15 protein-coding genes are annotated in these 21,668 nt (G+C 69.3%); 10 read left to right on the top strand and 5 right to left on the bottom strand.

From position 1 onward, the window contains the following. The first annotated feature begins 144 nt into the window (after positions 1 to 144). Both sucC and sucD read left to right on the top strand, forming a co-directional pair. Complete coding sequence (sucC, locus tag ACSF8R_RS03895; protein WP_434810553.1) at positions 145 to 1,311, top strand: ADP-forming succinate--CoA ligase subunit beta; 1,167 nt, start codon at positions 145 to 147, stop codon at positions 1,309 to 1,311. A 21-nt stretch (positions 1,312 to 1,332) separates the two neighbouring features. Next, positions 1,333 to 2,235 carry a succinate--CoA ligase subunit alpha gene (gene sucD / locus ACSF8R_RS03890; RefSeq protein WP_434810552.1) on the top strand — a complete coding sequence of 301 codons (903 nt, stop codon included), beginning with the start codon at positions 1,333 to 1,335 and terminating at the stop codon, positions 2,233 to 2,235. 64 nt (positions 2,236 to 2,299) lie between these two features. Here sucD and ACSF8R_RS03885 read toward each other — a convergent pair whose 3' ends face one another. Further along, positions 2,300 to 3,715, bottom strand: a complete 1,416-nt coding sequence (locus ACSF8R_RS03885) for an NCS2 family permease (RefSeq protein WP_434810551.1) — start codon at positions 3,713 to 3,715, stop codon at positions 2,300 to 2,302. Positions 3,716 to 3,813: 98 nt separating this feature from the next. Here ACSF8R_RS03885 and ACSF8R_RS03880 point away from each other — a divergent pair, with 98 nt between their 5' ends. The 7 genes from ACSF8R_RS03880 to ACSF8R_RS03850 all read left to right on the top strand — a co-directional run bounded on the left by ACSF8R_RS03880 (position 3,814) and on the right by ACSF8R_RS03850 (position 13,952). After that, entirely contained in the window at positions 3,814 to 5,322 is a 1,509-nt protein-coding gene (locus ACSF8R_RS03880) for a cell division protein PerM (protein ID WP_434810550.1), read from the top strand. A 9-nt stretch (positions 5,323 to 5,331) separates the two neighbouring features. Continuing rightward, positions 5,332 to 5,922, top strand: a complete 591-nt coding sequence (gene purN / locus ACSF8R_RS03875) for a phosphoribosylglycinamide formyltransferase (RefSeq protein WP_434810549.1) — start codon at positions 5,332 to 5,334, stop codon at positions 5,920 to 5,922. Between the two features lie 45 nt (positions 5,923 to 5,967). Next, positions 5,968 to 7,575 carry a bifunctional phosphoribosylaminoimidazolecarboxamide formyltransferase/IMP cyclohydrolase gene (gene purH / locus ACSF8R_RS03870; RefSeq protein ID WP_434810548.1) on the top strand — a complete coding sequence of 536 codons (1,608 nt, stop codon included), beginning with the start codon at positions 5,968 to 5,970 and terminating at the stop codon, positions 7,573 to 7,575. Between the two features lie 394 nt (positions 7,576 to 7,969). Continuing rightward, positions 7,970 to 9,454, top strand: coding sequence for an AlkA N-terminal domain-containing protein (locus tag ACSF8R_RS03865; RefSeq protein ID WP_434810547.1), 1,485 nt, complete (start codon positions 7,970 to 7,972; stop codon positions 9,452 to 9,454). Then, a complete protein-coding gene (locus tag ACSF8R_RS03860) occupies positions 9,451 to 9,936 on the top strand; it encodes a methylated-DNA--[protein]-cysteine S-methyltransferase (protein ID WP_434810546.1) in 486 nt (161 codons plus the stop codon). The genes ACSF8R_RS03865 and ACSF8R_RS03860 overlap by 4 nt, the downstream gene beginning before the upstream one ends. A 378-nt stretch (positions 9,937 to 10,314) precedes the next feature. Next, complete coding sequence (locus tag ACSF8R_RS03855) at positions 10,315 to 12,138, top strand: ABC transporter ATP-binding protein (protein ID WP_434810545.1); 1,824 nt, start codon at positions 10,315 to 10,317, stop codon at positions 12,136 to 12,138. After that, entirely contained in the window at positions 12,135 to 13,952 is a 1,818-nt protein-coding gene (locus ACSF8R_RS03850) for an ABC transporter ATP-binding protein (RefSeq protein ID WP_434810544.1), read from the top strand. The genes ACSF8R_RS03855 and ACSF8R_RS03850 overlap by 4 nt, the downstream gene beginning before the upstream one ends. A 137-nt stretch (positions 13,953 to 14,089) precedes the next feature. Here ACSF8R_RS03850 and ACSF8R_RS03845 read toward each other — a convergent pair whose 3' ends face one another. Continuing rightward, entirely contained in the window at positions 14,090 to 14,926 is an 837-nt protein-coding gene (locus tag ACSF8R_RS03845) for a DUF559 domain-containing protein (protein WP_434810543.1), read from the bottom strand. 243 nt (positions 14,927 to 15,169) lie between these two features. Next, positions 15,170 to 15,622, bottom strand: coding sequence for a GNAT family N-acetyltransferase (locus ACSF8R_RS03840; RefSeq protein ID WP_434810542.1), 453 nt, complete (start codon positions 15,620 to 15,622; stop codon positions 15,170 to 15,172). 129 nt (positions 15,623 to 15,751) lie between these two features. Between ACSF8R_RS03840 and ACSF8R_RS03835 the strand changes: the two genes are divergently transcribed. Continuing rightward, complete coding sequence (locus ACSF8R_RS03835; protein ID WP_434810541.1) at positions 15,752 to 17,968, top strand: NADP-dependent isocitrate dehydrogenase; 2,217 nt, start codon at positions 15,752 to 15,754, stop codon at positions 17,966 to 17,968. A 469-nt stretch (positions 17,969 to 18,437) separates the two neighbouring features. On the opposite strand, the gene ACSF8R_RS03830 is transcribed toward ACSF8R_RS03835, so the two are convergent. Both ACSF8R_RS03830 and ACSF8R_RS03825 read right to left on the bottom strand, forming a co-directional pair. Continuing rightward, a complete protein-coding gene (locus ACSF8R_RS03830; protein ID WP_434810540.1) occupies positions 18,438 to 20,564 on the bottom strand; it encodes an alpha-galactosidase in 2,127 nt (708 codons plus the stop codon). Next, the gene (locus ACSF8R_RS03825; RefSeq protein WP_434810539.1) at positions 20,561 to 21,577 is read right to left on the bottom strand and encodes a LacI family DNA-binding transcriptional regulator; all 1,017 of its coding nucleotides are present in this window, start codon (positions 21,575 to 21,577) and stop codon (positions 20,561 to 20,563) included. Before ACSF8R_RS03825 ends, ACSF8R_RS03830 begins: the two co-directional genes overlap by 4 nt. Positions 21,578 to 21,668 lie beyond the last annotated feature (91 nt).

Below are 21,668 nucleotides of genomic sequence, written 5' to 3'. Positions count from 1 at the left end.
CGCTCGCGCGCGACCGGATCGCGCACCCCCTCCGTCCGGCGGGGCCGGTCAGCGAAGGGTAGTAGGCTTGACGACTGGCCGATATCTCGATATCGAGACGTTTTTCGGCACCCAACCCCACCGCCGCCCAGCGAAGGATTGCACGTGGATCTCTACGAATACCAGGCACGAGACCTATTCGAGAAGTACGGGGTGCCGGTGCTCGCCGGCATCATCGCCGACACCCCCGAGGAGGCGAAGGCGGCTGCCGAGAAGATCGGCGGTGTCGTCGTCGTCAAGGCTCAGGTCAAGACCGGAGGCCGCGGCAAGGCCGGCGGCGTCAAGGTCGCGAAGACCCCCGACGAGGCGTACGCCGCAGCCGAGGCCATTCTCGGCCTCGACATCAAGGGTCACGTCGTCAAGCGCGTCATGGTCGCGCAGGGTGCCGACATCGCCGAGGAGTTCTACTTCTCGGTGCTGCTCGACCGCGCCAACCGCTCCTACCTGAGCCTGTGCTCGGTCGAGGGCGGCATGGAGATCGAGCAACTCGCGGTCGAGAAGCCGGAGGCGCTCGCCCGCGTCGAGGTCGACCCGCTGACCGGCATCGACAAGGACAAGGCCGTCGCGATCGCGCAGGCCGCGAACTTCCCGGCAGACCTGGTTGACAAGGTCGCCGACGTGTTCGTCAAGCTCTACGACGTCTACAAGGGTGAGGACGCGACCCTCGTCGAGGTGAACCCGCTCGTCCGCACCGGCGCCGGCGACATCATCGCCCTCGACGGCAAGGTCTCGCTCGACGAGAACGCCAGCGAGGTTCGCCACCCCGAGCACGAAGAGCTCGAAGACAAGGCAGCCGCTGACCCGCTCGAAGCCAAGGCCAAGGAGTCGGGCCTGAACTACGTCAAGCTCGACGGCCAGGTCGGCATCATCGGCAACGGCGCGGGTCTGGTCATGTCGACCCTCGACGTCGTCGCCTACGCCGGCGAGAACCACGGCGGCGTCAAGCCCGCCAACTTCCTCGACATCGGTGGCGGTGCGAACGCCCAGGTCATGGCATCCGGGCTCGACGTCATCCTCGGCGACGAGCAGGTCAAGAGCGTGTTCGTCAACGTGTTCGGCGGCATCACCTCGTGCGTGGCCGTCGCCGAAGGCATCGTGAAGGCCCTCGAGATCCTGGGCGACCACGCCACCAAGCCACTCGTCGTGCGTCTGGACGGCAACCAGGTCGAGGAGGGCCGCGCCATCCTCGCCGAGGCGAACCACCCGCTGGTCACCCTCGCCGCCGGTATGGACGAGGGCGCCGACAAGGCCGCCGAGCTGGCGAACGCCTGAGACGAAAGAGGAACCAGAGAAATGTCGATCTACCTCAACAACGACTCCAAGGTCATCGTCCAGGGCATCACCGGCGGTGAAGGCACCAAGCACACCGCCCTCATGCTGAAGGCGGGCACCAACATCGTCGGCGGCGTGAACGCCCGCAAGGCCGGCACCACGGTCACCCACGAGAAGCCGCACGAGGGCGAGGTCGAACTCCCCGTGTTCGGCACCGTCGCCGAGGCCATCGAGAAGGTCGGCGCCAACGTGTCGGTCGCGTTCGTGCCGCCGAAGTTCGCGAAGGACGCCATGATCGAGGCCATCGACGCCGAGATCCCGCTGCTGGTCGTCATCACCGAGGGCATCCCCGTCGGCGACAGCGCCGAGGCGTGGGCGTACGCGAAGGCCAAGGGCAACAAGACCCGCATCATCGGTCCGAACTGCCCCGGCATCATCACCCCCGGTGAGGCGCTCGCGGGCATCACGCCCGCCAACATCACCGGCAAGGGACCGATCGGCCTCGTGTCGAAGTCGGGCACCCTGACCTACCAGATGATGTTCGAGCTGAAGGACATCGGCTTCTCGACCGCCATCGGCATCGGCGGCGACCCGGTCATCGGCACGACGCACATCGACGCGCTCGAGGCGTTCGAGGCCGACCCCGACACCAAGGCGATCGTCATGATCGGCGAGATCGGCGGCGACGCCGAGGAACGTGCGGCCGAGTACATCAAGGCGAACGTCACCAAGCCGGTCGTCGGCTACGTCGCGGGCTTCACCGCTCCCGAGGGCAAGACCATGGGCCACGCCGGCGCCATCGTGTCGGGCTCGGCCGGCACCGCGCAGGCGAAGAAGGAAGCGCTCGAGGCCGCCGGTGTCAAGGTCGGCAAGACGCCGTCCGAGACCGCTGCCCTGATGCGCGAGATCATCGAGTCGCTCTGAGTTGACACAGCGAAGGGGCCGGATGCCATGGCATCCGGCCCCTTCTGCGTTCCCCGTCGCGGGGTCAGACCCCGAACAGGGCCGAGATCGGTCCGCGGGCGAAGAACAGCACGAAGCCGGCCGCGACGATCCACAGCAGCGGGTGGACGGTCTTCGCTTTGCCCGACAGTGCGTTCACGACGACCCAACTGACGAAGCCCGCGCCGATGCCGTTGGCGATCGAGTACGTCATCGGCATGACCGTGACGGTGAGGAACACCGGCAGCAGCACGCGGAAGTCGGCGAAGTCGATGTGCTTGATCTGCGACAGCATCATCGCGCCCACGAGCACGAGCGCCGCGGCGGCGATCGCGCCGGGCACGAGTGAGGTGAGCGGCGTGAAGAACATCGCCAGCAGGAACAGCACGCCGGTCACGACAGTGGCAAGACCTGTGCGGGCGCCTTCGCCGATGCCCGAGCCCGATTCGACGAAGACGGTCGCCGACGACGATGAGGTGCCACCGCCGACGACGGCGCCGATGCCCTCGACGATCAGCGCCGACTTGATGCGGGGGAAGTCGCCCTTCTCATCGGCGAGGCCGGCCTCTTTCGCGAGGCCCGTCATGGTGCCCATGGCGTCGAAGAAGTTCGAGAACACGAGGGTGAACACGAACATGACGAGGGCGACGACCGTGACCTTGCCGAGGTCGAACCCGAAGCTGATCTGACCGATGAGGCTCAGGTCGGGCAGGCTCACGAGGGCGCCGGTGAAGCCGAAGCTGAAGTTGCCGGGCCAGAAGATGTTCGCGAGCGCCGACAGCAGGGTGCCGGCCACGAGTGCGATGAGGATGGCGCCCTTGGTGCGTGTCGCGATCAGCACGCCGCCGATGAGCAGTGTGATGACGAACATGAGCGTCGGCAGGGTCGAGACCGACCCTCCCGCGCCGAGGTCGACCGGGGGAGAGGGGTTGCCGGTGGCGCTGACGAAACCGGCGTTGACGAAGCCGATGAATGCGATGAACAAGCCGATGCCGACGGTGATCGCGATCTTGAGCTCGACGGGGACGGCGTCGAAGATCATCTTCCGCAGTCCGGTCGCGGCCAGCAGCACGATGATCAGACCGTTGATGACGACCAGCGCCATCGCTTCGGGCCACGTGACCGAGCCGACGATCGTGAACGCGACGAATGCGTTGATGCCGAGGCCTGCCGCGAAGGCGAAGGGCAGACGCGTCACGAGGGCGAACAGGATCGTCATGACGCCCGCCGTCAGCGCAGTCGCCGCGGCCACCGCCGAACCCGACAGGACGTTGCCGTCGACATCGGGCGTGGAGAGGATCAGCGGATTCAGGATGATGATGTACGCCATCGTCACGAAGGTGACGAGACCGCCGCGCACCTCTGTGCCGATGGTCGATCCGCGTTCGGTGATCTCGAAGAATCGGTCGAGGGCGCCCGGCGCCCGCTCGTTGGTCAGCCGGGGGGCCGAAGTGTTGCTCATGAGTTGACCGTACCGCGCACGAAGAGGCTGGCTGTTCACCGTGCTGTGGGAGTGGGATGCGGGGGCTCGTGCGCCCGGTGGGTAGGGTCGTTACGCCCATGAATCGCCTGCTCGTCGCCCTGCTCGCCGCCTTCGACGCGGTCGTCGCCGTCACCGTCGGAATCGCCGCCGTCCTCGCCCCGCTCACCGTCCTGTGGGTGTTCGGTTTCGGCGCGTCCGCCGACTGGGGCGCGCTGTGGCCCGCGGCCGTGCAGGTGTGGCAGGTGGGGCACTTCGTGCCGCTGTACATCGACCTCCCCGCCGAGTACCTCGCGGCGACCGGCATCCCCGAAGAGGCGGCCGCGTTCACCATCTCGCTCGCACCCCTCGCGTTCGCGGGATTCACCGCGATCTTCGCGGCCCGCTCGGGTGCCCGTGCCGTGCGAGCCGGGGCTTGGCCGGTCGGGCTCGCCGGTGGCGCGGTCGCGATGCTCATGCTCTCGGTCGTCCTGTGGGTGTCGTCGTCGACGGCCGCGGCCGGCACGGTCGACGCGGCAGCAGCGATCGCCTTTCCGGTGCTCGTCTTCGTGCTCCCGGCGGCGACCGGCGCGTTCGTTGTGGCGTGGCGTGAGGGCGACGACAAGGGCATCGTCGACGCGCTGCACGACCGCGTGGATGCCGTCGAGCCGTGGCGCGACGCCCCGGCTGCTGTGGGGCGCGGGCTGGGCATCGCCGTCGCGGGCTACGTGGGCATCGGCGCGCTCATCGTCGGCGTCGGGATGATCGTGCGAGGCGGTGACGTGATCGCTCTGTTCGAATCGGCGAACGTCGATGCCGTCGGCGCGATCACCCTCACGATCGCGCAACTCGCCTACATCCCGACCCTCGTGCTGTGGGGCGCTTCGTTCGCGGCCGGTCCCGGCTTCGCGATCGGCACCGGCACCGCCGTCTCGCCCGCCGGCACGAGCTTGGGGGTGATCCCCGGCATCCCGATTCTCGGAGCGGTCCCTGAGTCGACGTCATCGTGGATGCTGCTGCTCGCGCTGCTCGTGATCGGCGTCGGTGTTGTCGCGGGATGGACGGCTCGCAACCGGATGCTGCCCGAGCCCGGCCACGTCGAGCCGGTCGCCCCGCGCGTCGCGGTGCTCGCGGGACTGGTCGTGCTGGCGGCGGCAGCGGCTGCTCTGCTGGCTGCGCTCGCCGCGGGCTCGTTCGGCCCCGGCAGGCTCGCCGAGATCGGACCGCAGTCCGGCCCGGTCGCCCTCGCGGTCGGCGTCGAGATCGCGATCGGTGCCGGCATCGCGCTGCTGGCGCCGGCGACACGCACCGAGACCGCTCGCGGCGGTCAGCACGTCGAACCGCGGATCCGCCGCGAACGCAGCGTCGCCGCGCCGTGGATCGACCACGCCCCGCACGACGCGCCCGACACCGCGCCGAGCGAGGGAACGGTGGAGCCGCCGACCGCGGAACCGGCCGCACCGCCCGCTTCTGCCCACACACCGGCCGACGCATCCGCCGACGAAACCGACACCCAGCCGATCGACGACTGGCTGCACCGCGACGACCACCGAGACGACCACGGCGACGACGATGTCACGGGCGACAAGGGGCCGCGCGCGCCTCGGTAGACTGTGCGGGTGCTCACGGTCGCCGTTCTCATCTCGGGTACCGGCTCGAACCTTCGGGCCCTCCTCGATGCGGCCAGCGCACCCGATTTTCCGGCCCGCATCGTCGCAGTCGGCGCCGACCGCCAGGCTGACGGGTTCGAGCACGCCGAAGAATTCGGCATCCCCACCTTTCTCGTTCCCTACAGCCGATTCGGCTCGCGTGAGGAATGGGGCGCAGAGCTCGATGAGCAGCTGCGCGTCTGGAACCCCGACCTCGTCGTGCTGAGCGGGCTCATGCGGTTGCTGCCCGCCGGTCTCGTCGAGGCCTGGGCCCCCCGCATCATCAACACGCACCCCGCGTACCTGCCCGAGTTCCCTGGCGCGCACGGCGTCCGCGACGCGCTGGCGGCCGGCGTCACCGAGACCGGCGCGAGCGTCATCGTCGTCGACACCGGCGTCGACACCGGCCCGATCCTCGCCCAGGAGCGCATCCCCGTGCAGCCCGGTGACACCGAGCACACCCTCCACGACCGCGTCAAGCCCGTCGAACGCCGCCTGCTGATCGATGTGGTGCACCGCATCGCCACGGGCGAGCTCGACCTCGACAACCTCGCCCACTGAGCGCCGCCCGACGGCGTGACACCGATCAGCACCAGGAGCATCCGCATGGCCGGCCCCGTCATCGACCCGTCCCTCTACCGCCCCCGTGACGTCGTCCCCATCCGCCGGGCACTCGTTTCGGTGAGCGACAAGACAGACCTGCTGGCCCTCGCCGAAGCGCTCGCCGCGGCCGGCGTCGAAATCGTCTCCACCGGTGGATCGGCCACGCTGCTGCGCGAAGCCGGCCACGCCGTCACCGACGTGGCGACGGTGACGGGCTTTCCCGAGTCGCTCGGCGGTCGCGTGAAGACGCTGCACCCGAGCGTCCACGCGGGCCTGCTGGCCGACCTGCGCCTCGAAGACCACGAACGCCAGCTCGGTGAGCTCGGCATCCAGCCCTTCGAGCTGGTCGTCGTGAACCTCTACCCCTTCGTCGAGACCGTCGCCTCTGGCGCGACCGGCGACGCCGTCGTCGAGCAGATCGACATCGGCGGCCCCGCCATGGTGCGCGCCTCGGCGAAGAACTACGCCAACGTCGCGATCGCCGTCTCGCCCACCTCGTACCCCGCCATCATCGAGGCGCTGCGTGCGGGCGGGACGACACTCGCCCAGCGCAAGGAGCTCGCCGCTCGCGCGTTCGCGCACACGGCGCAGTACGACCGCGCCGTTTCGACCTGGTTCGCCGAAGAAGCGATCCCCGACGAGGGTGACCTGCCCCAGCACCTGACCGTCCGCGCAGAGCGCCTCGCCGTGCTGCGCTACGGCGAGAATTCGCACCAGCGCGCCGCAATCTACACCCGCGTGGGTGGCCGCGGCATCGCCCAGGCCACGCAGCTGCAGGGCAAGGAGATGTCGTTCAACAACTACGTCGACGCCGATGCCGCGTTGCGTGCCGCGTTCGACATGATCAAGCCGGCCGTTGCCATCATCAAGCACGCCAACCCGTGCGGCATCGCCGTGGCGGCGCCGCAGGCCCTCGACCCGATCGCGTCGGCGCACCTGCGTGCGCACGAGTGCGACCCGGTGTCGGCGTTCGGCGGCGTGATCGCAGCCAACCGCACCGTCACGCTGAAGATGGCCGAGAACCTGCGCGACATCTTCACCGAGGTCATCGTCGCCCCCGACTACGAGCCCGAGGCGCTCGAGGTCTTCAAGCTGAAGAAGAACCTCCGCGTCCTCAAGCTTCCGGCCGACTGGGAGCAGGAGCGCCTCGACGTGCGCCTGGTGTCGGGGGGACTCCTGCTGCAGGACGCCGACCGCTTCCCGCACGAGATCGAGTCCCTCGTCGACGGCTGGGACCTCGTCACCGGTGAGATGCCCGCTGACAGCGAGAAGTCGAACCTCGCGTTCGCCTGGAAGGCGTGCCGTGCGGTCAAGTCGAACGGCATCGTGCTGGCCCAGGCGTCGGCCACCGTCGGCATCGGCATGGGCCAGGTCAACCGCGTCGACTCATGCCGTCTCGCGGTCGAGCGAGCCGGTGACCGCGTGGCCGGATCGGTCGCGGCATCCGATGCGTTCTTCCCGTTCGCCGACGGCCCGCAGATCCTCATCGACGCCGGCATCAAGACGATCATCCAGCCCGGTGGGTCGGTGCGTGACCAGGAGGTCATCGACGCCGCCCGCGCCGCGAACGTGACGATGTTCTTCACGGGGGAGCGTCACTTCTTCCACTGACGCCGCCGGGCGCGGTCGCCTGCCCCTGCGCCTGCCCCTGCGCACCGGATTCGGAGATTGCTCGCAGATTCGGACCGGATGCCGGTTTCGCATCCGAATCCGGCGACATTGTCCGAATCTGTGACCTGGGGGTTGCGAAGTCGTTGCGCGGGTCGACACCGGGCACCGGCACGGTGATGTCGCGGTCGAGCATGCTGGCTGGCGGAGAACCCGTTGCGCACCTGCGCCTGGAGCAACGGGGTGAGCGTGGCGTCCGTCATGGTGCCCACGCCAGTCGCGTCGCGCGGTGTCCGCGAGACTCTCGGTCGCGCGGAAATCGGTCGTCGGCATCGAGGGTCACTGCCATGTCCGATTTCCGCCAGTCGGTGTCGGTGTGGCGTGTCAGAGTAGTGACATGCCCCACACGCTGACCTTCGATGAGCGATACCGTGCGATCGATGCGCGCGACGCCCGCTTCGACGGGCAGTTCGTCACCGCCGTGCACTCGACGGGCATCTACTGCCGGCCCAGCTGCCCGGCCCGCACGCCCAAACCCGCCAACGTCAGCTTCTATCCGACGAGCGCCGCCGCCCACGAGGCCGGATTCCGCGCCTGCAAGCGGTGCCTCCCCGAGGCCGCCCCGGGCTCACCCGATTGGGACGTGCGCTCCGACGTCGCAGGTCGTGCGATGCGGTTGATCGCCGAAGGCGTCGTCGAGCGCGAGGGCGTGTCGGGGCTCGCCTCGCGGCTGGGGTACTCCCCACGGCACCTCACGCGCCTGCTCGCCGCGGAGCTCGGTGCAGGTCCGCTCGCCCTCGCCAGGGCGCAGCGTGCGCACACGGCACGGATGCTGCTCGTCGGCACCGATCTGCCCGCGGCCGACGTCGCGTTCTCGGCGGGCTTCGCGAGCATCCGTCAGTTCAACGAGACGGTGCGCGAGGTATTCGGGCTCACGCCGCTCGAATTGCGTTCGCGGCGCCGGGCGAGCGACGGTGCTGCCGTGGGCGGCATCGACCTCGCGCTGCCGCTTCGCGGGCCCATCGACACGGCGGGCCTGTTCGACTGGATGCGAGCCCGCGCGATCGACTGCGTCGAGGTGGCAGGTGCAGAGGACTATGCTCGCGCCATCGCCCTCCCGGGCGGCTCGGCCTGGTTCCGTGTGCGGCGAGAAGGCGACCGGCTCCGCCTGCAGGCGCGACTGCAGCGACTGAGCGATCTGCCCGTGCTCGTCGCTCGCGCGCGGCGACTGTTCGATCTCGACGCCGACCCGTCCGCGATCGACACCGCCCTCTCCGAACACCCCGAACTCGCACCGCTCGTGGCACGCGTCCCCGGCATCCGCGTGCCCGGTGCCGCCGACCCGCACGAGATGCTCATCCGTGCGATGGTCGGCCAACAGATCACCGTCGTCGCAGCCCGCACGGCGCTCACCGCGCTCACCGCAGCGCTCGGCGAGACGGTCGAGACGCACGAGGGCACGCACAGGCTGTTCCCCACCATGGCCGCGATCGCCGAGCATGGGGCGGGTGTCCTTCGGGGCCCGCAGGCCCGCATCCGCGCGATCGTCGGGGCGGCAGCCGCCCTGGCGTCGGGGGAGCTCACACTCACCTCGGGCGACGACAACGCGGCCCAGCGCGAAGCACTGCTCGCGATGCCCGGCATCGGACCGTGGACGGCCGACTACGTGCGGATGCGGGTGACGGGCGACCCAGACGTCTTCCTGCCCGGCGATGTCGCCGTCCGCGCCGGTGGAGCGGCCGCGGGCCTGCCGGGGGAGGCCCGCGCCCTCGACGCTTGGGCGCGCCGCACATCGCCCTGGCGCAGCTCCCTCACTGCCCACCTGTGGCGCAACGTGCCGCCGAAGAACACCGCGAAGCCTCTGAACAGGAGCCAGACATGACCGCCATCATCCAGACCATCGACACCGCCGACGGCGCCTTCACCCTGCTCGTCGACGACCGCCAGCGCGTGCTCGCCTCGGGGTGGACCGCAGACCACGACGCGATCCTCGGCCGCCTCGCCGCGCCGCCCGTCGATGTGCGGATCGGCGACACCGACGCGGCCGACGCCGTCCACGCCTATTACGGCGGCGACGTCGCCGCGATCGACGACGTCGCCGTCGCGCAGCGCGGCACCGAACTGCAACTGGCAGGCTGGGCTGCGCTGCGTCGCATCACCCCGGGGGAGCCCCTCAGTTACACAGAGTTCGCCGCAGCACTCGGCAAGCCCAGCGCCGTGCGGGCCGCGGCATCCATCTGCGCCCGCAACGCACCCGCCCTGTTCGTACCGTGCCACCGCGTGCTGCGCGGCGACGGCAGCCTCGGCGGATTCGCGTGGGGCACCGCCGTCAAGCGGTCGCTGCTTGACCGCGAGGCCGCCTGAGACCACTCGAACGTTGCAAGCCCCGAATCCATCGGATCCGGGGCTTGCGACGTTTCAAGCTCTCGGCATAGGCTGGAGGGCTGTCGCGTCGCTCAAGTGACCTCCGACCGCACATCGCGCCCGAGAGGGCCCCGTACCGAGGAGGAACCATGTACCAGCTCATCGTCATCGACACGAAGCCGGCCGCCCTCTTCGTCGCGGGAGTCTCTGCTTCGCCGGCCGCGACGCGCCAGGGTTGAACCCGACGTCATTCCCGGCGGCATAGACCCGCCACCGTCAGCGTTACCCCCGGCAGGGCTCCGTCCTGCGGCGCCACCGTGCGCCCTCTCGAACATCGCCGTCCAACCGACGCACCCGCCATCGTCCCCACAAAGGCTCATGACCACTTCTGACACCTCCCGGTCGTCCCTCTCGACATTCCGCGCACTCGCGCGGCTCTACCCCTTTGCCAAGAACGTGCTCCCGCGGCTTGCGCTCGGCGCCGCGAGTGCGCTCGCAGCGAGCCTGCTCGCCCTCAGCATCCCGCTCGTCCTCGAAGAGGTCGTGCGCAGCATCGATCTCGAATCCGGCGACCGTGGCGCGCTCTTTTGGGGCGCGGCCGCGATCCTCGTGCTCGGGCTGCTCGAAGCGCTCATGGTGTGGGCACGCCGCTGGTTCGTGCTCGCCCCCGCCACGAAGGTCGAATACGACATCCGCACGAGCTTCTACGAGAAGCTGCAGCGCCTGCCGGTCGCGTTCCACGACCGTTGGCAGTCGGGTCAGCTGCTCAGCCGCATGATGCAGGACATCAGCATGATGCGCCGCTGGATGGCGTTCGGCCTCGTGCTGCTGGTCGTCAACGTCCTCACGATCGCGGTCGGCGCGGTGCTGCTGTTCCGCTGGCACTGGCTGCTCGGCACGACATTCATCGTCGTGTGCGCGCCGCTGTGGTACGCGGGCTACCGCTTCGAGAAGCGGTACGGGACGCTCGCCCGTCAGAGTCAGGACCAGGCCGGCGACCTCGCGACGGCGGTCGAGGAGTCGGTGCACGGCATCCGTGTGCTCAAGGCCTTCGGCCGCGGCAAGCACGCCCTCGTCAAGTTCACCCGCCAGGCCGAGACGCTGCGCGAGACCGAACTCAGCAAGGCGCGCTCGGTCGGTCTCATCTGGTTCTGGCTCGTGCTGCTGCCCGACATCGCGTTCGCGCTGTGCCTGGGCGTCGGCATCGCGCTGATCCTGAACGGACAGCTCGACGCGGCCGAACTCGTCGCGTTCTTCGCCATGGCCACTGTGCTGCGTTGGCCCATGGAATCGATCGGCTTCCTGTTCTCGTTCCTGCTCGACGCGCGCACCGCGACCGACCGCATCTTCGAGGTGTTCGACGAGCACAACACGATCGACGACCCCGAGTCCCCGGTGACGCCCGGCAGCAGCCGCGGCGCGCTCGCGTTCGAGGGTGTGCACTTCCGCTACCAGGATGCCGCGACCACCGAGCGCGACCTGCTCGACGGCATCGACCTGGTGCTCGAGCCGGGCGAGACGATGGCGCTGGTCGGCCTGACTGGTTCGGGCAAGACGACGCTCACGACCCTTCCGGCGCGCCTGTACGACGTGACCGAGGGGCGGGTGACGCTCGACGGCGTCGACGTGCGAGACCTGACGCTGCACGAACTGCGCACCCGCGTGGGCATGGCGTTCGAAGACGCGACCCTGTTCTCGCAGACCGTGCGCGACAACGTGCTGCTGGGCCGTGAAGACCTCGAACCGGGGTCGCCCGAGGCCGAGACCGTGCTGCGCGAGGCGCTCGCCGTCGCGCAGGCGCAGTTCGTCGACGACCTGCCGCAGGGCGTCGACACGGTGATCGGCGAAGAGGGCCTGTCGCTTTCGGGCGGACAGCGTCAGCGGTTGGCGCTCGCCCGTGCCGTCGCCGCACGTCCCTCGGTGCTCGTGCTCGACGACCCGCTGTCGGCGCTCGACGTCGACACCGAGAAGCTCGTCGAAGATGCGCTGCGCGAGGTGCTGCATGAGACGACAGCGCTCGTCGTCGCGCACCGGCCCTCGACCGTGACCCTCGCCGACCGCGTGGCACTGCTCGAGGCGGGACGCATCACGGCGGTCGGCACGCACAGCGACCTGCTGCGCACCAGCCAGCACTACCGTCACGTCATCTCGAGCCTTGAAGACGAACAAGCCCGCATGCGGGAGAGGGAGGTGAACCTGTGAGCACCACGACCGTTTCGGGTACCAGCGGTGAAGACCGCTCCGACTACACGCGCGACGAATCGCGTGCCATCCGGCAGCGTTCGCTGCGACTGCTGGGTTCACTCGCCCGCCCACTGAAGGCCCAGCTCGTGCTGGCCGCCGCCGTGCTCGTCGTCTCAACCGCGCTGCGCGTGGCAGGCCCCGCCCTGATCGCCTACGGCATCAACGAGGCGCTGCCCCGCATCCTCGACCATGCCGTCTGGATGCCGACGATCGGCGTCGTCGTGGTCTACCTCGTCGCCGGTGTCGGCGGTGCGGCGCTGATCGGCTGGTACGCGGTGGTCGCCGCGCGCCTCACGCAGGCGATCATGCTCGATCTGCGCAAGCGCATCTTCGTGCACACGCAGCGGCTCAGCCTCGAGTTCCACGAGTCGTACACGTCGGGCCGCATCATCTCGCGCCAGACGAGCGACCTCGACTCGATCCGCGAGCTGCTCGACGGCGGCCTCAACGAACTCGTTTCGGGCGTGCTGTACGGCGGATTCACGCTCATCGCGCTGATCCTGCTCGACTGGCAGTCGGGCGTCATCCTCGCCGTCATGGGCATTCCCGTGTTCCTGCTGATGCGCTGGTTCTTCATCAGCTCGCAGAAGGTCTACCGCGAGTCGCGTGTCATCAGCGCGCAGGTGATCGTCAAGTTCGTCGAGACGATGACCGGCATCCGCGCCGTCAAGGCGTTCCGCAAGGAACCGCGCAACGACGACGAGTTCGGCGAGCTGTCGGCGCAGTACCGCGAGGTCAACATGCGCTCGATCCGCCTGTTCGGCACGTTCGAACCGGCGCTCATGGCGGTGGCCGCGGTCACGGTCGCGCTCGTGCTGCTGTGGGGCGGGCTGCGGTTCGTCGACGGGATCCTGGGGCTCGGCACACTGCTGGCCGGTGTGCTGTACGTGCGCAACTTCTTCTCGCCGCTGCAGGAGGTCGCGTTCTTCCTGAACTCGTACCAGTCTGCGACCGCGGCGCTCGAGAAGGTGTCGGGCGTGCTCGAGGAGCAGCCGACCGTGCCCGACCCCGACCAGCCCGTCGACCTGTGGACCTCGCGCGGGCACGTCTCGTTCGACGACGTCACGTTCGGCTACTCGGACGACCGCGTCATCCTGCCCGACTTCTCGCTCGACATCCCGGCCGGCCAGACGATCGCGCTGGTGGGTACCACGGGTGCAGGCAAGTCGACGCTCGCCAAGCTCGTGTCGAGGTTCTACGACCCGACGCGGGGACGGGTGACCCTCGACGGTGTCGACCTGCGTTCGCTGCACCCGAAGGATCTGCGCCGCGCGATCGTCATGGTCACGCAGGAGGCGTACCTGTTCAGCGGGACCGTCGCCGACAACATCGCGCTCGGCAAGCCCGACGCGACGCTCGACGAGATCAAGATCGCGGCGCGCGCGGTGGGAGCCGATGCCTTCATCGAGCGCCTGCCCGACGGGTACGCGACCGACGTGAACAAGCGCGGCGGCCGCGTCTCGGCGGGCCAGCGGCAGCTGATCTCGTTCGCGCGGGCGTTCCTCGCCGACCCTGCGGTGCTGATCCTCGATGAGGCCACGGCATCCCTCGACATCCCGAGTGAGCGACAGATCCAGGACGCCCTGCAGACGCTGCTGGCCGACCGCACCGCGATCATCATCGCCCACCGGCTGTCGACGGTCGCGATCGCCGACCGCGTGCTCGTCATGGAGCACGGCCGCATCATCGAGGACGACACCCCCGAGGTGCTCATCGCCGGCACCGGCAAGTTCGCGCAGCTGCACAGTGCTTGGAGGGAGTCCCTCGTCTGACGACTCGGGGACCCCGGGCGTGGCGGGAGTCCCTCGTCTGAGGCCGCCGTCGCAGATTCGGAGAATGTCACCGGATTCGGATCGGGACGCGTGCTCGATCCGAATCCGGTGACGGAGTCCGAATCCGATGACACAGGTCACGCGGCGAGGTGCGCGCCCTGCGCGAGCGCGCGCTGGAGTGCGCGCTCGACCGCGGGCCAGCGGTGCATCACCTCGACGTACGAGAAGCGCAGCACCGTGTAGCCGCGGGCGGTGAGCTCGCGGTCGTGCGCGAGGTCTCGGGTGCGATCTGCGGATGACGAGTGGTGCGCGAACCCGTCGAGCTGCACGACGAGGCGGTCGCCGATCAGCACGTCGACCGGGTGCCCCGCGAGCCACACCTGTTGCTCCAGGGCGAGTCCCCAGCCGCGGATGCGTCCGACGAAGCGCGTCTCGAGCCCACTGTCCGACAGGCCCGTCACCTCCATCGACAGGCGGGATGCCGCTGCACTGCGCCACTGCACCCGCCGCAGATCTGCGGCCGTTCGCTGCTCGGCGCGGATCGCCGCCTCCCACAGCACGAGCGCAGCCTCGTGCGGCACGCAGTCCGCAATGTGCTCCAGTGCGTCGTCGACCGATTCGGTCAGCACATGCCTCCCGACCGCGACGAGCGGACGCGACCAATGGACGACGGCATCCGCAGCGGGGGCTTCGGCGTTCGGTCCGACGTGCAGGTGGAGCCGAGTGTCGACGTCATCCGGCATCCACCAGCCGCGCTGGCGCGCGAACGAGACGCACGCGACTCTGCCGCTCGCCTCGGCGGCGCGACGCAGGTCGATCGGCGCGTGCTCGGTCGCGAGCCAGTAGCGGCGTACGCGTTCGATCTCTCCGCGAGTGACCGCGGCGCGCAGTGCGCGTGCTGAGACGCCGGCATCGAGCACGAGATCGCGGTGCACGATGCCACCGTGCCGGTCGACGAGATGGCGGATGTCCATGCCCGGAATCTTCACCCGCTGGACGTGCCGGGGAGAGACAGTGCACCGGCATCCGTGGACAAGTCGCGCGAGTCAGCCGCAGTGGAGGAGGCGGTGACGCGTGCCGCGGCGTCACCAGATTCGGATCACGTCACCGGATTCGGCTGCACCGGCCGGAATGCTCCGAATCCGACGTCATTCTCCGAATCTGCGACCCGACAGCGGCAGCGAGAAGGCGGCGCAGCACGCGAGGGGATGCCGGGACTACAGGCGGATCTGGGCGACGACCTCGCCGTATTCGGTCTCGTCGACCGGGGTGAAGCCGACGCGCTCGAAGAAGGCCTCGGGGCCGCCTTCGCCGGCTTCGTAGATGACGTTGAGGTGGTCCATGCCGCGGCGACGGGCCTCCTCGAGCAACTGCTCGACGGCGAAGCGGCCGACACCGCGGCCCTGATCGTCGGCATCGACGTTGATGCGCCACAGCACGGAACGGAAATGCTCCTGCGGGGCGTCGAGATCGAAGTTCGCGCTCACGAATCCGACGACCTGATCGCCGTCGAGGACGACGCGCTGCCACGAGGTCGCGGGGTTCACGACGGCCGCGGCGACCGCGTAGCTGGCCGGTGCGAGGAACTGCTCCTGGCCGGGCTTGAGCGACATCGTGTTCACGGCCACGATCGTCGAGGCCGACAGTTCCACCAGTCGCAGCTCAGTCATGCACCCAGGCTACCGGGCGCCGGCGCGACTGGCACCTGTCGGTCGCGATCCCGAATCGGCCCACGGCGAGGCGCACGGTAGTTTTGTATGCGGAGAAGTACGTCCCCGCGAACGGAGAAGCGACGACCGATGTCCGAGTCGACCATCATCTACACCTACACCGACGAGGCCCCGGCGCTCGCCACCGCCTCGTTCCTGCCGATCATCCAGGCCTACGCGGGCCAGGCGGGCATCGAGGTCGAGACGCGCGACATCTCGCTGGCCGGCCGCGTGCTGGCCACGTTCCCGCAGCGGCTGACCGACGACCAGCAGGTCGGCGACGCGCTGGCAGAGCTCGGCGGCCTGGCCACGCTGCCCGAGGCGAACATCATCAAGCTGCCGAACATCTCGGCATCGATCCCGCAGCTGAAGGCCGCGATCGCGGAGCTGCAGGCGCAGGGCTTCGACGTGCCCGACTACCCGGATGAGCCCGCTTCGATCGAAGAGAAGGACATCCGCGCCCGCTACGACCGCATCAAGGGTTCGGCGGTCAACCCGGTGCTGCGCGAGGGCAACAGCGACCGACGCGCCCCGCTGTCGGTCAAGAACTACGCGCGCAAGCACCCGCACCGCAACAAGCCGTTCCCCGAGGGCTCGAAGACCCGTGTCGCGACGATGGGTCAGGACGACTTCCGTTCGAACGAGAAGAGCTGGGTCGCCGCCCACGACGACGTCCTCACGGTCCGTCACACCGCGACCGACGGCACGGTCACGGTGCTCAAGGACAACCTCAAGGTGCTGCCGCGCGAGATCATCGACGCGACATTCCTCTCCGCCGCGGCGCTCGACGCCTTCCTGGCTGAGACGCTCGAGCAGGCGAAGGCCGACGACGTGCTGTACTCGGTGCACCTGAAGGCCACGATGATGAAGGTCAGCGACCCGATCATCTTCGGCCATGTCGTCAAGGCGTTCTTCGCCGACATCTTCGCCCGCTACGGCGACGCGCTCGCCGAGGCGGGCCTCACCCCGAACAACGGTCTCGGCTCGATCCTCAGCGGACTGGGCGAGGTCGCGAACGGCGACGAGATCGCCGCCGCGTTCGACGCTGCGCTGCAGGCCGGTCCGCGCCTGTCGTACGTCAACTCCGACAAGGGCATCACCAACCTGCACGTGCCGTCGGACGTCATCGTGGATGCCTCGATGCCCGCGCTCGTGCGCAACGGCGGCAAGCTGTGGGGCGTCGACGGCGGCGAAGACGACACGATCGCCGTCATCCCCGACTCGTCGTATGCCGGCGTCTACCAGGCCGTCATCGACGACGTGATCGCCAACGGCCCGCTCGACCCCACCACGATCGGCACCGTGCCGAACGTCGGCCTCATGGCGCAGGCCGCCGAGGAGTACGGAAGCCACGACAAGACGTTCGAGATCGCGTCGGCCGGTACCGTGCAGATCGTCGACGGTGAGGGCGAAGTGCTCATCGAGCACGAGGTGCAGGCCGGCGACATCTGGCGTGCCACGCAGACCAAGCACATCGCGGTCATCGACTGGGTGAAGCTGGCCGTCGGCCGCGCCCGCGCGACCGGATCGCCGGCCGTGTTCTGGCTCGACGTGAACCGCTCGCACGACGCGCAGCTGATCGCGAAGGTGCACCAGGCACTCGCGCTGCTCGACACGACCGGTGTGCAGATCAGCATCCTGGCTCCCGCCGAAGCGACCCGTTACACGCTCGCCCGCATGCGTCATGGCCTCGACACGATCTCGGTGACCGGCAACGTGCTGCGTGACTACCTGACCGACCTGTTCCCGATCCTCGAGGTCGGCACGTCGGCCAAGATGCTCTCGATCGTGCCGCTGCTGGCCGGCGGCGGACTGTTCGAGACGGGCGCCGGCGGCTCGGCGCCCAAGCACGTGCAGCAGCTGCTCGAAGAGAACTATCTGCGCTGGGACTCGCTGGGCGAGTTCTTCGCCCTCGCGGCATCGTTCGAGCACCTCGCCGAGCGCGAGGGCAACGGCAAGGCGCAGATCCTCGCCGACACGCTGGATGCCGCGACCGGCACGTTCCTCGAAGAGGACAAGTCGCCCGGCCGCAAGCTCGGCACGATCGACAACCGCGGCAGCCACTACTACCTCGCGCTGTACTGGGCGCAGGAGCTGGCGAAGCAGACGACCGACACCGACCTCGCTGCAGCGTTCGCGCCGGTGGCAGACGCCCTCGCCGCGGGCGAGGAGGCCATCGTCGCCGAGCTCAACGCGGTGCAGGGTCAGGCGACCGACGTGGGCGGCTACTACCACCCCGACCTCGAGAAGGTCACCGCCGTCATGCGTCCCAGCGCCACGCTGAACGCCATCATCGACGGGATCTGAGCTACCCCGCCGAGCCCACCCCCGGCCACCGTCGTCGCCGAACCCACACCCCATAGGGTCGAGCCCACCCGCATACAGCAGGCGAACGGAGTTGGCTCATCAGGATTGGTGCTCGTTGGAGCAACGCCGCGCGTCGCGGTCGCATTGAACGCGACCGCACGCCCCGCAACTCAGCCAGCTTGACCCCCCCCAGGGGGGGCATATTATCGCGAGCAGACTATTGGGAAATCGAACGGGGCTCACATAATCCCAACTGGTTGGACGCGAAGTCGAAGCGCGATCATCGTTTCGGGAACGCTTATCTCGGGTCTAGTCATGGTCCCCGGAATTGCGAATGCTAGCGGGTCATCAACGGTAGAAGACGAAGGCCCTAAAGCCATTCTGGCGGAGATCGGGGCGTGAGGAACGAACTGGTGACAGGTTCGTCTGGAAAGGGCGAGGTCTCGACGGCGCAGATGCAGTCTCGGCGTCAGGCGACGGCGGTCGCGTGCAGCACGAAGGCCTGCAGCGGCCACAGAGTGGGCAGCTGGATGCCGACGGAGGTCAGCACGCTGCCGGGGAGGGTGACCTCGCCTGCGGTGAACCACGGCGGCAGCACCCAGCCGGCTGCGGGGCGGCCGATCTCGTCGCGCAGGCGCACCCGGTAGGTGCGGTCGGGGTCGAGGCCGGTCAGCACGAGCCGCTCGGCGCGGGCGTCTTCGAGGCCGGCGACGGTCGCGACGATGTAGACCGCGGCATCCGCACCGACGAATCCGGTCACGCGCCAGGCGGGGTCGCGCAGCGGCGGGTGCACCACGGTGCCCGTGTGCAGGACGGGTCGCAGCTCCTTGTAGAGCGCCGCGAAGCGGGTGATCGTCGCGGTCTCCTCGTCGTTGCACGAGAGGATGTCCCATTCGAGCCCCGCCGAGCCCATGAGGCTCGTCGCGATGCGGTACGACAGGTCGGTCACGCGCCCCGAGCTGTGCGAACGCGTCGGGCCGACGTGCGCGCCGACGAGCTCCGGGGGCAGCAGCAGGCCGGTCCACCGCTGGATGTCCTGACGCTCGACCGGGTCGTTCGAGTCGCTGCCCCACACCCGGTCGCAGACGGCCATGATGCCGAGGTCGGTGCGGGCACCGCCGCTCGAGCACGACTCGATCTCCAGGCCAGGATGCCGGGACTTCAGCTCTGCGATGAGGCGGTAGACGGCGAGGGTGTGCGCGTGCACGCCCGGTCGCCCGTCGTGCACGGCCTCGACGAGATCGCGGTTGTGGTCCCACTTGATGTAGTCGATGCCGATGTCACCGACGAGGGCGTCCATTCGCTCCAGCACGTGCGCGTATGCGCCGGGGTTCGCGAGGTCGAACACGAACTGGGTACGCCACGACAGCGCGGGGTCGTGTGCGAGGTGCCGCGGGTCGTGCAACAGCCAGTCGGGGTGGGCGCCTGCGAGGTCGGAGCGCAGGCTGATCATCTCGGGCTCGAACCACAGCCCGAACTGCATGCCGAGTCCGTGCACGCGATCGGCGAGGGGGCGGAGGCCGTCGGGCCAGACGGTCGTATCGACATCCCAGTCGCCGAGGCTCGTCGTGTCGTCGCGGCGACCGGTGAACCAGCCGTCGTCGAGCACGAATCGCTCGACGCCCACCTCCGACGCCCGCACCGCGAGCCGGTCGAGCTGGGCGGGATCGTGGTCGAAGTACACCGCCTCCCACGTGTTGAGGGTGAACGGGCGGGGAGAGGTCGGATGCTGCGGTCGCGCGCGCAGCCACGTGTGCACCTGCGCGGCGATGCCGTCGAGTCCGGTGTCGGCGTAGGCGAAGAGCACCGGGGGAGCGGCGTAGGTCTCGCCGGTCGCGAGCACCAGTTCGCCGGGTCGCAGCATCTCGCCGGCGCCGATGAGCGGCAGGCTGTCGGTGACGCGGTCGGTGCGGTAGGTGGTGTCGGCCGACCAGGCGACGTGCGTCGCCCACACGCGTCCGGTGTGCCACTGCGGGGCGCCTTCGGACACGGCGACGAACATCGGCGCGTCATGCCCGGGGCGTCCGCGGCGGGACTGCCGGGCGACGGCGCCGGTGGGCAGTTCGGTCGTCACGGCGCGCTTCTCCCGCGACCAGCGACCATCGAGCGTCGTCGCGTGGGTGACCGACGGTGAGACCGGCAGTGTCGCTTCGACCCAGTCGACTTCGAGCGGGTCGTCGCCGTCGTTGACGAGGGTGTGCGCGACCTGCACGAGCCCGCCGGGTGCGATCTCGATACGGCTGCGCAGTGTGGCGCGGCCCTCGGTGTCGACGGCATCCACCGTCAGCGAGGTGGCGTCAGCGGTGAGGGTGCCACGGTGCCATCGGGTGCGCAGCTGCCGGCCGTCGCGACGCAGTTGCAGGCCGGGGCGGCCCGCCCAGCCGTCGGCTTCGGCGGGGAGCAGCGTGAGCTGCCAGGCGGCGTCGAGGGTCGCCGGCGCACTCTGCCGGTCGAGCGCGTCGGCCGTCGTCTCGAGTGCGGCGGCATCGGGAGACCCGAGGGAGGGGCCCCAGTGCAGCACGCGCGGCAGGTCGTCGCGTCTGGCATCGACGAGCAGTGAGATGCCGTCACGGTGCAGGTGGAGGAGGTCGGTCATGCGCGTCCTTTCGGGGGGCGTTCGCCGGTACCGCGTTCGATGATCCACGTCGGCAGCACGAGCTGCCGGGTGAATCCGGTGGGGTCTCCGATGCGTTCGAGGGCCACCTGTGCGGCGCGGCGGCCCATTTCGAGCGGGTCGTAGCTGATGACGGAGACGCCGATGACGTCGGCGGTGTCGAAATCGTCGAAGCCGATGATGGCGGTGCGCTCGTCTGCTGCTTCGCGCAGCGCGCGCAGTGCACCGATGGTCATGCGGTTGTTGCCGCAGATCACGGCCGTGGGTGCGTCGGGGGCGGCGAGCAGGTCGCGCACGACGGCTGCGGGCTTCGCGTCGCGGTCATCGAGCAGGCGCTCCCATGCCGACGTGTCGGCGATGCCTGCTTCGGTCATCGCGGCGCGGTAGCCGGCGATGCGCTCGGCCTGTGAGGAGATGGATGCCGGATTGCACACGTACGCGATGCGGCGATGTCCGAGGGTGAGGAGTCGCTTCGTGGCGTCGTAGGCGCCGGAGCGGTTGTCGAGCACGACGGAGTCGGCGACGAGATTGCGGGCCGGTCGGTCGACCGCAACGACCGGTGTGCCGAGCTGCCGTTCGCCCTCGAGGTAGCCCTGGTCGTCGGAGACGGGGATGATGATGAGCGCGCTGATCCGTTGACCGAGGAGGGCGTCGGCGACCCGCTCTTCACCTTCGACGGTGTCGTCGGTTGTTGCCAGCACGAGTCCGTACCCGCGGGCGGCGAGTTCGCGCTCGATGCCGGATGCGACCTTGTAGTAGAACGGGTTGCCCAGTTCGCCGACGATGAGGCCGACCGTGTTCGTGCCGCCGCCCCGGCGCAGCCCCCGGGCGAGCGTGTTGGGGCGGAATCGCAGCCGCTTGGCGGACGCGAGGACGCGCTCGACCGTCTCGGGGCCGACCAGATCGCGCTGGTTGAACACCCGCGACACGGTCTTGGGGCTCACTCCCGCGAGTGCCGCAACGTCGGCCAATGTCGCCCGCTGCTGAACGCTCAATCCCTGCTCCTCACTGCGTTGTGATGCTCGATGTCCGCGGGATGACCACGAAGGACATCGAGCGGACATCTGCTCTGGTTCTGACGGCCGC

It is taken from the genome of Microbacterium sp. bgisy189, from assembly GCF_965345345.1.
Lineage (GTDB): Bacteria > Actinomycetota > Actinomycetes > Actinomycetales > Microbacteriaceae > Microbacterium.
This window is presented reverse-complemented; position numbering and strand designations above follow the sequence as displayed.

Coding starts and splice junctions, on each gene's coding strand:
- sucD (WP_434810552.1), top strand. CDS start 1,333: ATGTCGATCTACCTCAACAACGACTCCAAGGTCATCGTCCAGGGCATC.
- ACSF8R_RS03885 (WP_434810551.1), bottom strand. CDS start 3,715: ATGAGCAACACTTCGGCCCCCCGGCTGACCAACGAGCGGGCGCCGGGC.
- ACSF8R_RS03880 (WP_434810550.1), top strand. CDS start 3,814: ATGAATCGCCTGCTCGTCGCCCTGCTCGCCGCCTTCGACGCGGTCGTC.
- purH (WP_434810548.1), top strand. CDS start 5,968: ATGGCCGGCCCCGTCATCGACCCGTCCCTCTACCGCCCCCGTGACGTC.
- ACSF8R_RS03865 (WP_434810547.1), top strand. CDS start 7,970: ATGCCCCACACGCTGACCTTCGATGAGCGATACCGTGCGATCGATGCG.
- ACSF8R_RS03860 (WP_434810546.1), top strand. CDS start 9,451: ATGACCGCCATCATCCAGACCATCGACACCGCCGACGGCGCCTTCACC.
- ACSF8R_RS03855 (WP_434810545.1), top strand. CDS start 10,315: ATGACCACTTCTGACACCTCCCGGTCGTCCCTCTCGACATTCCGCGCA.
- ACSF8R_RS03845 (WP_434810543.1), bottom strand. CDS start 14,926: ATGGACATCCGCCATCTCGTCGACCGGCACGGTGGCATCGTGCACCGC.
- ACSF8R_RS03840 (WP_434810542.1), bottom strand. CDS start 15,622: ATGACTGAGCTGCGACTGGTGGAACTGTCGGCCTCGACGATCGTGGCC.
- ACSF8R_RS03835 (WP_434810541.1), top strand. CDS start 15,752: ATGTCCGAGTCGACCATCATCTACACCTACACCGACGAGGCCCCGGCG.
- ACSF8R_RS03830 (WP_434810540.1), bottom strand. CDS start 20,564: ATGACCGACCTCCTCCACCTGCACCGTGACGGCATCTCACTGCTCGTC.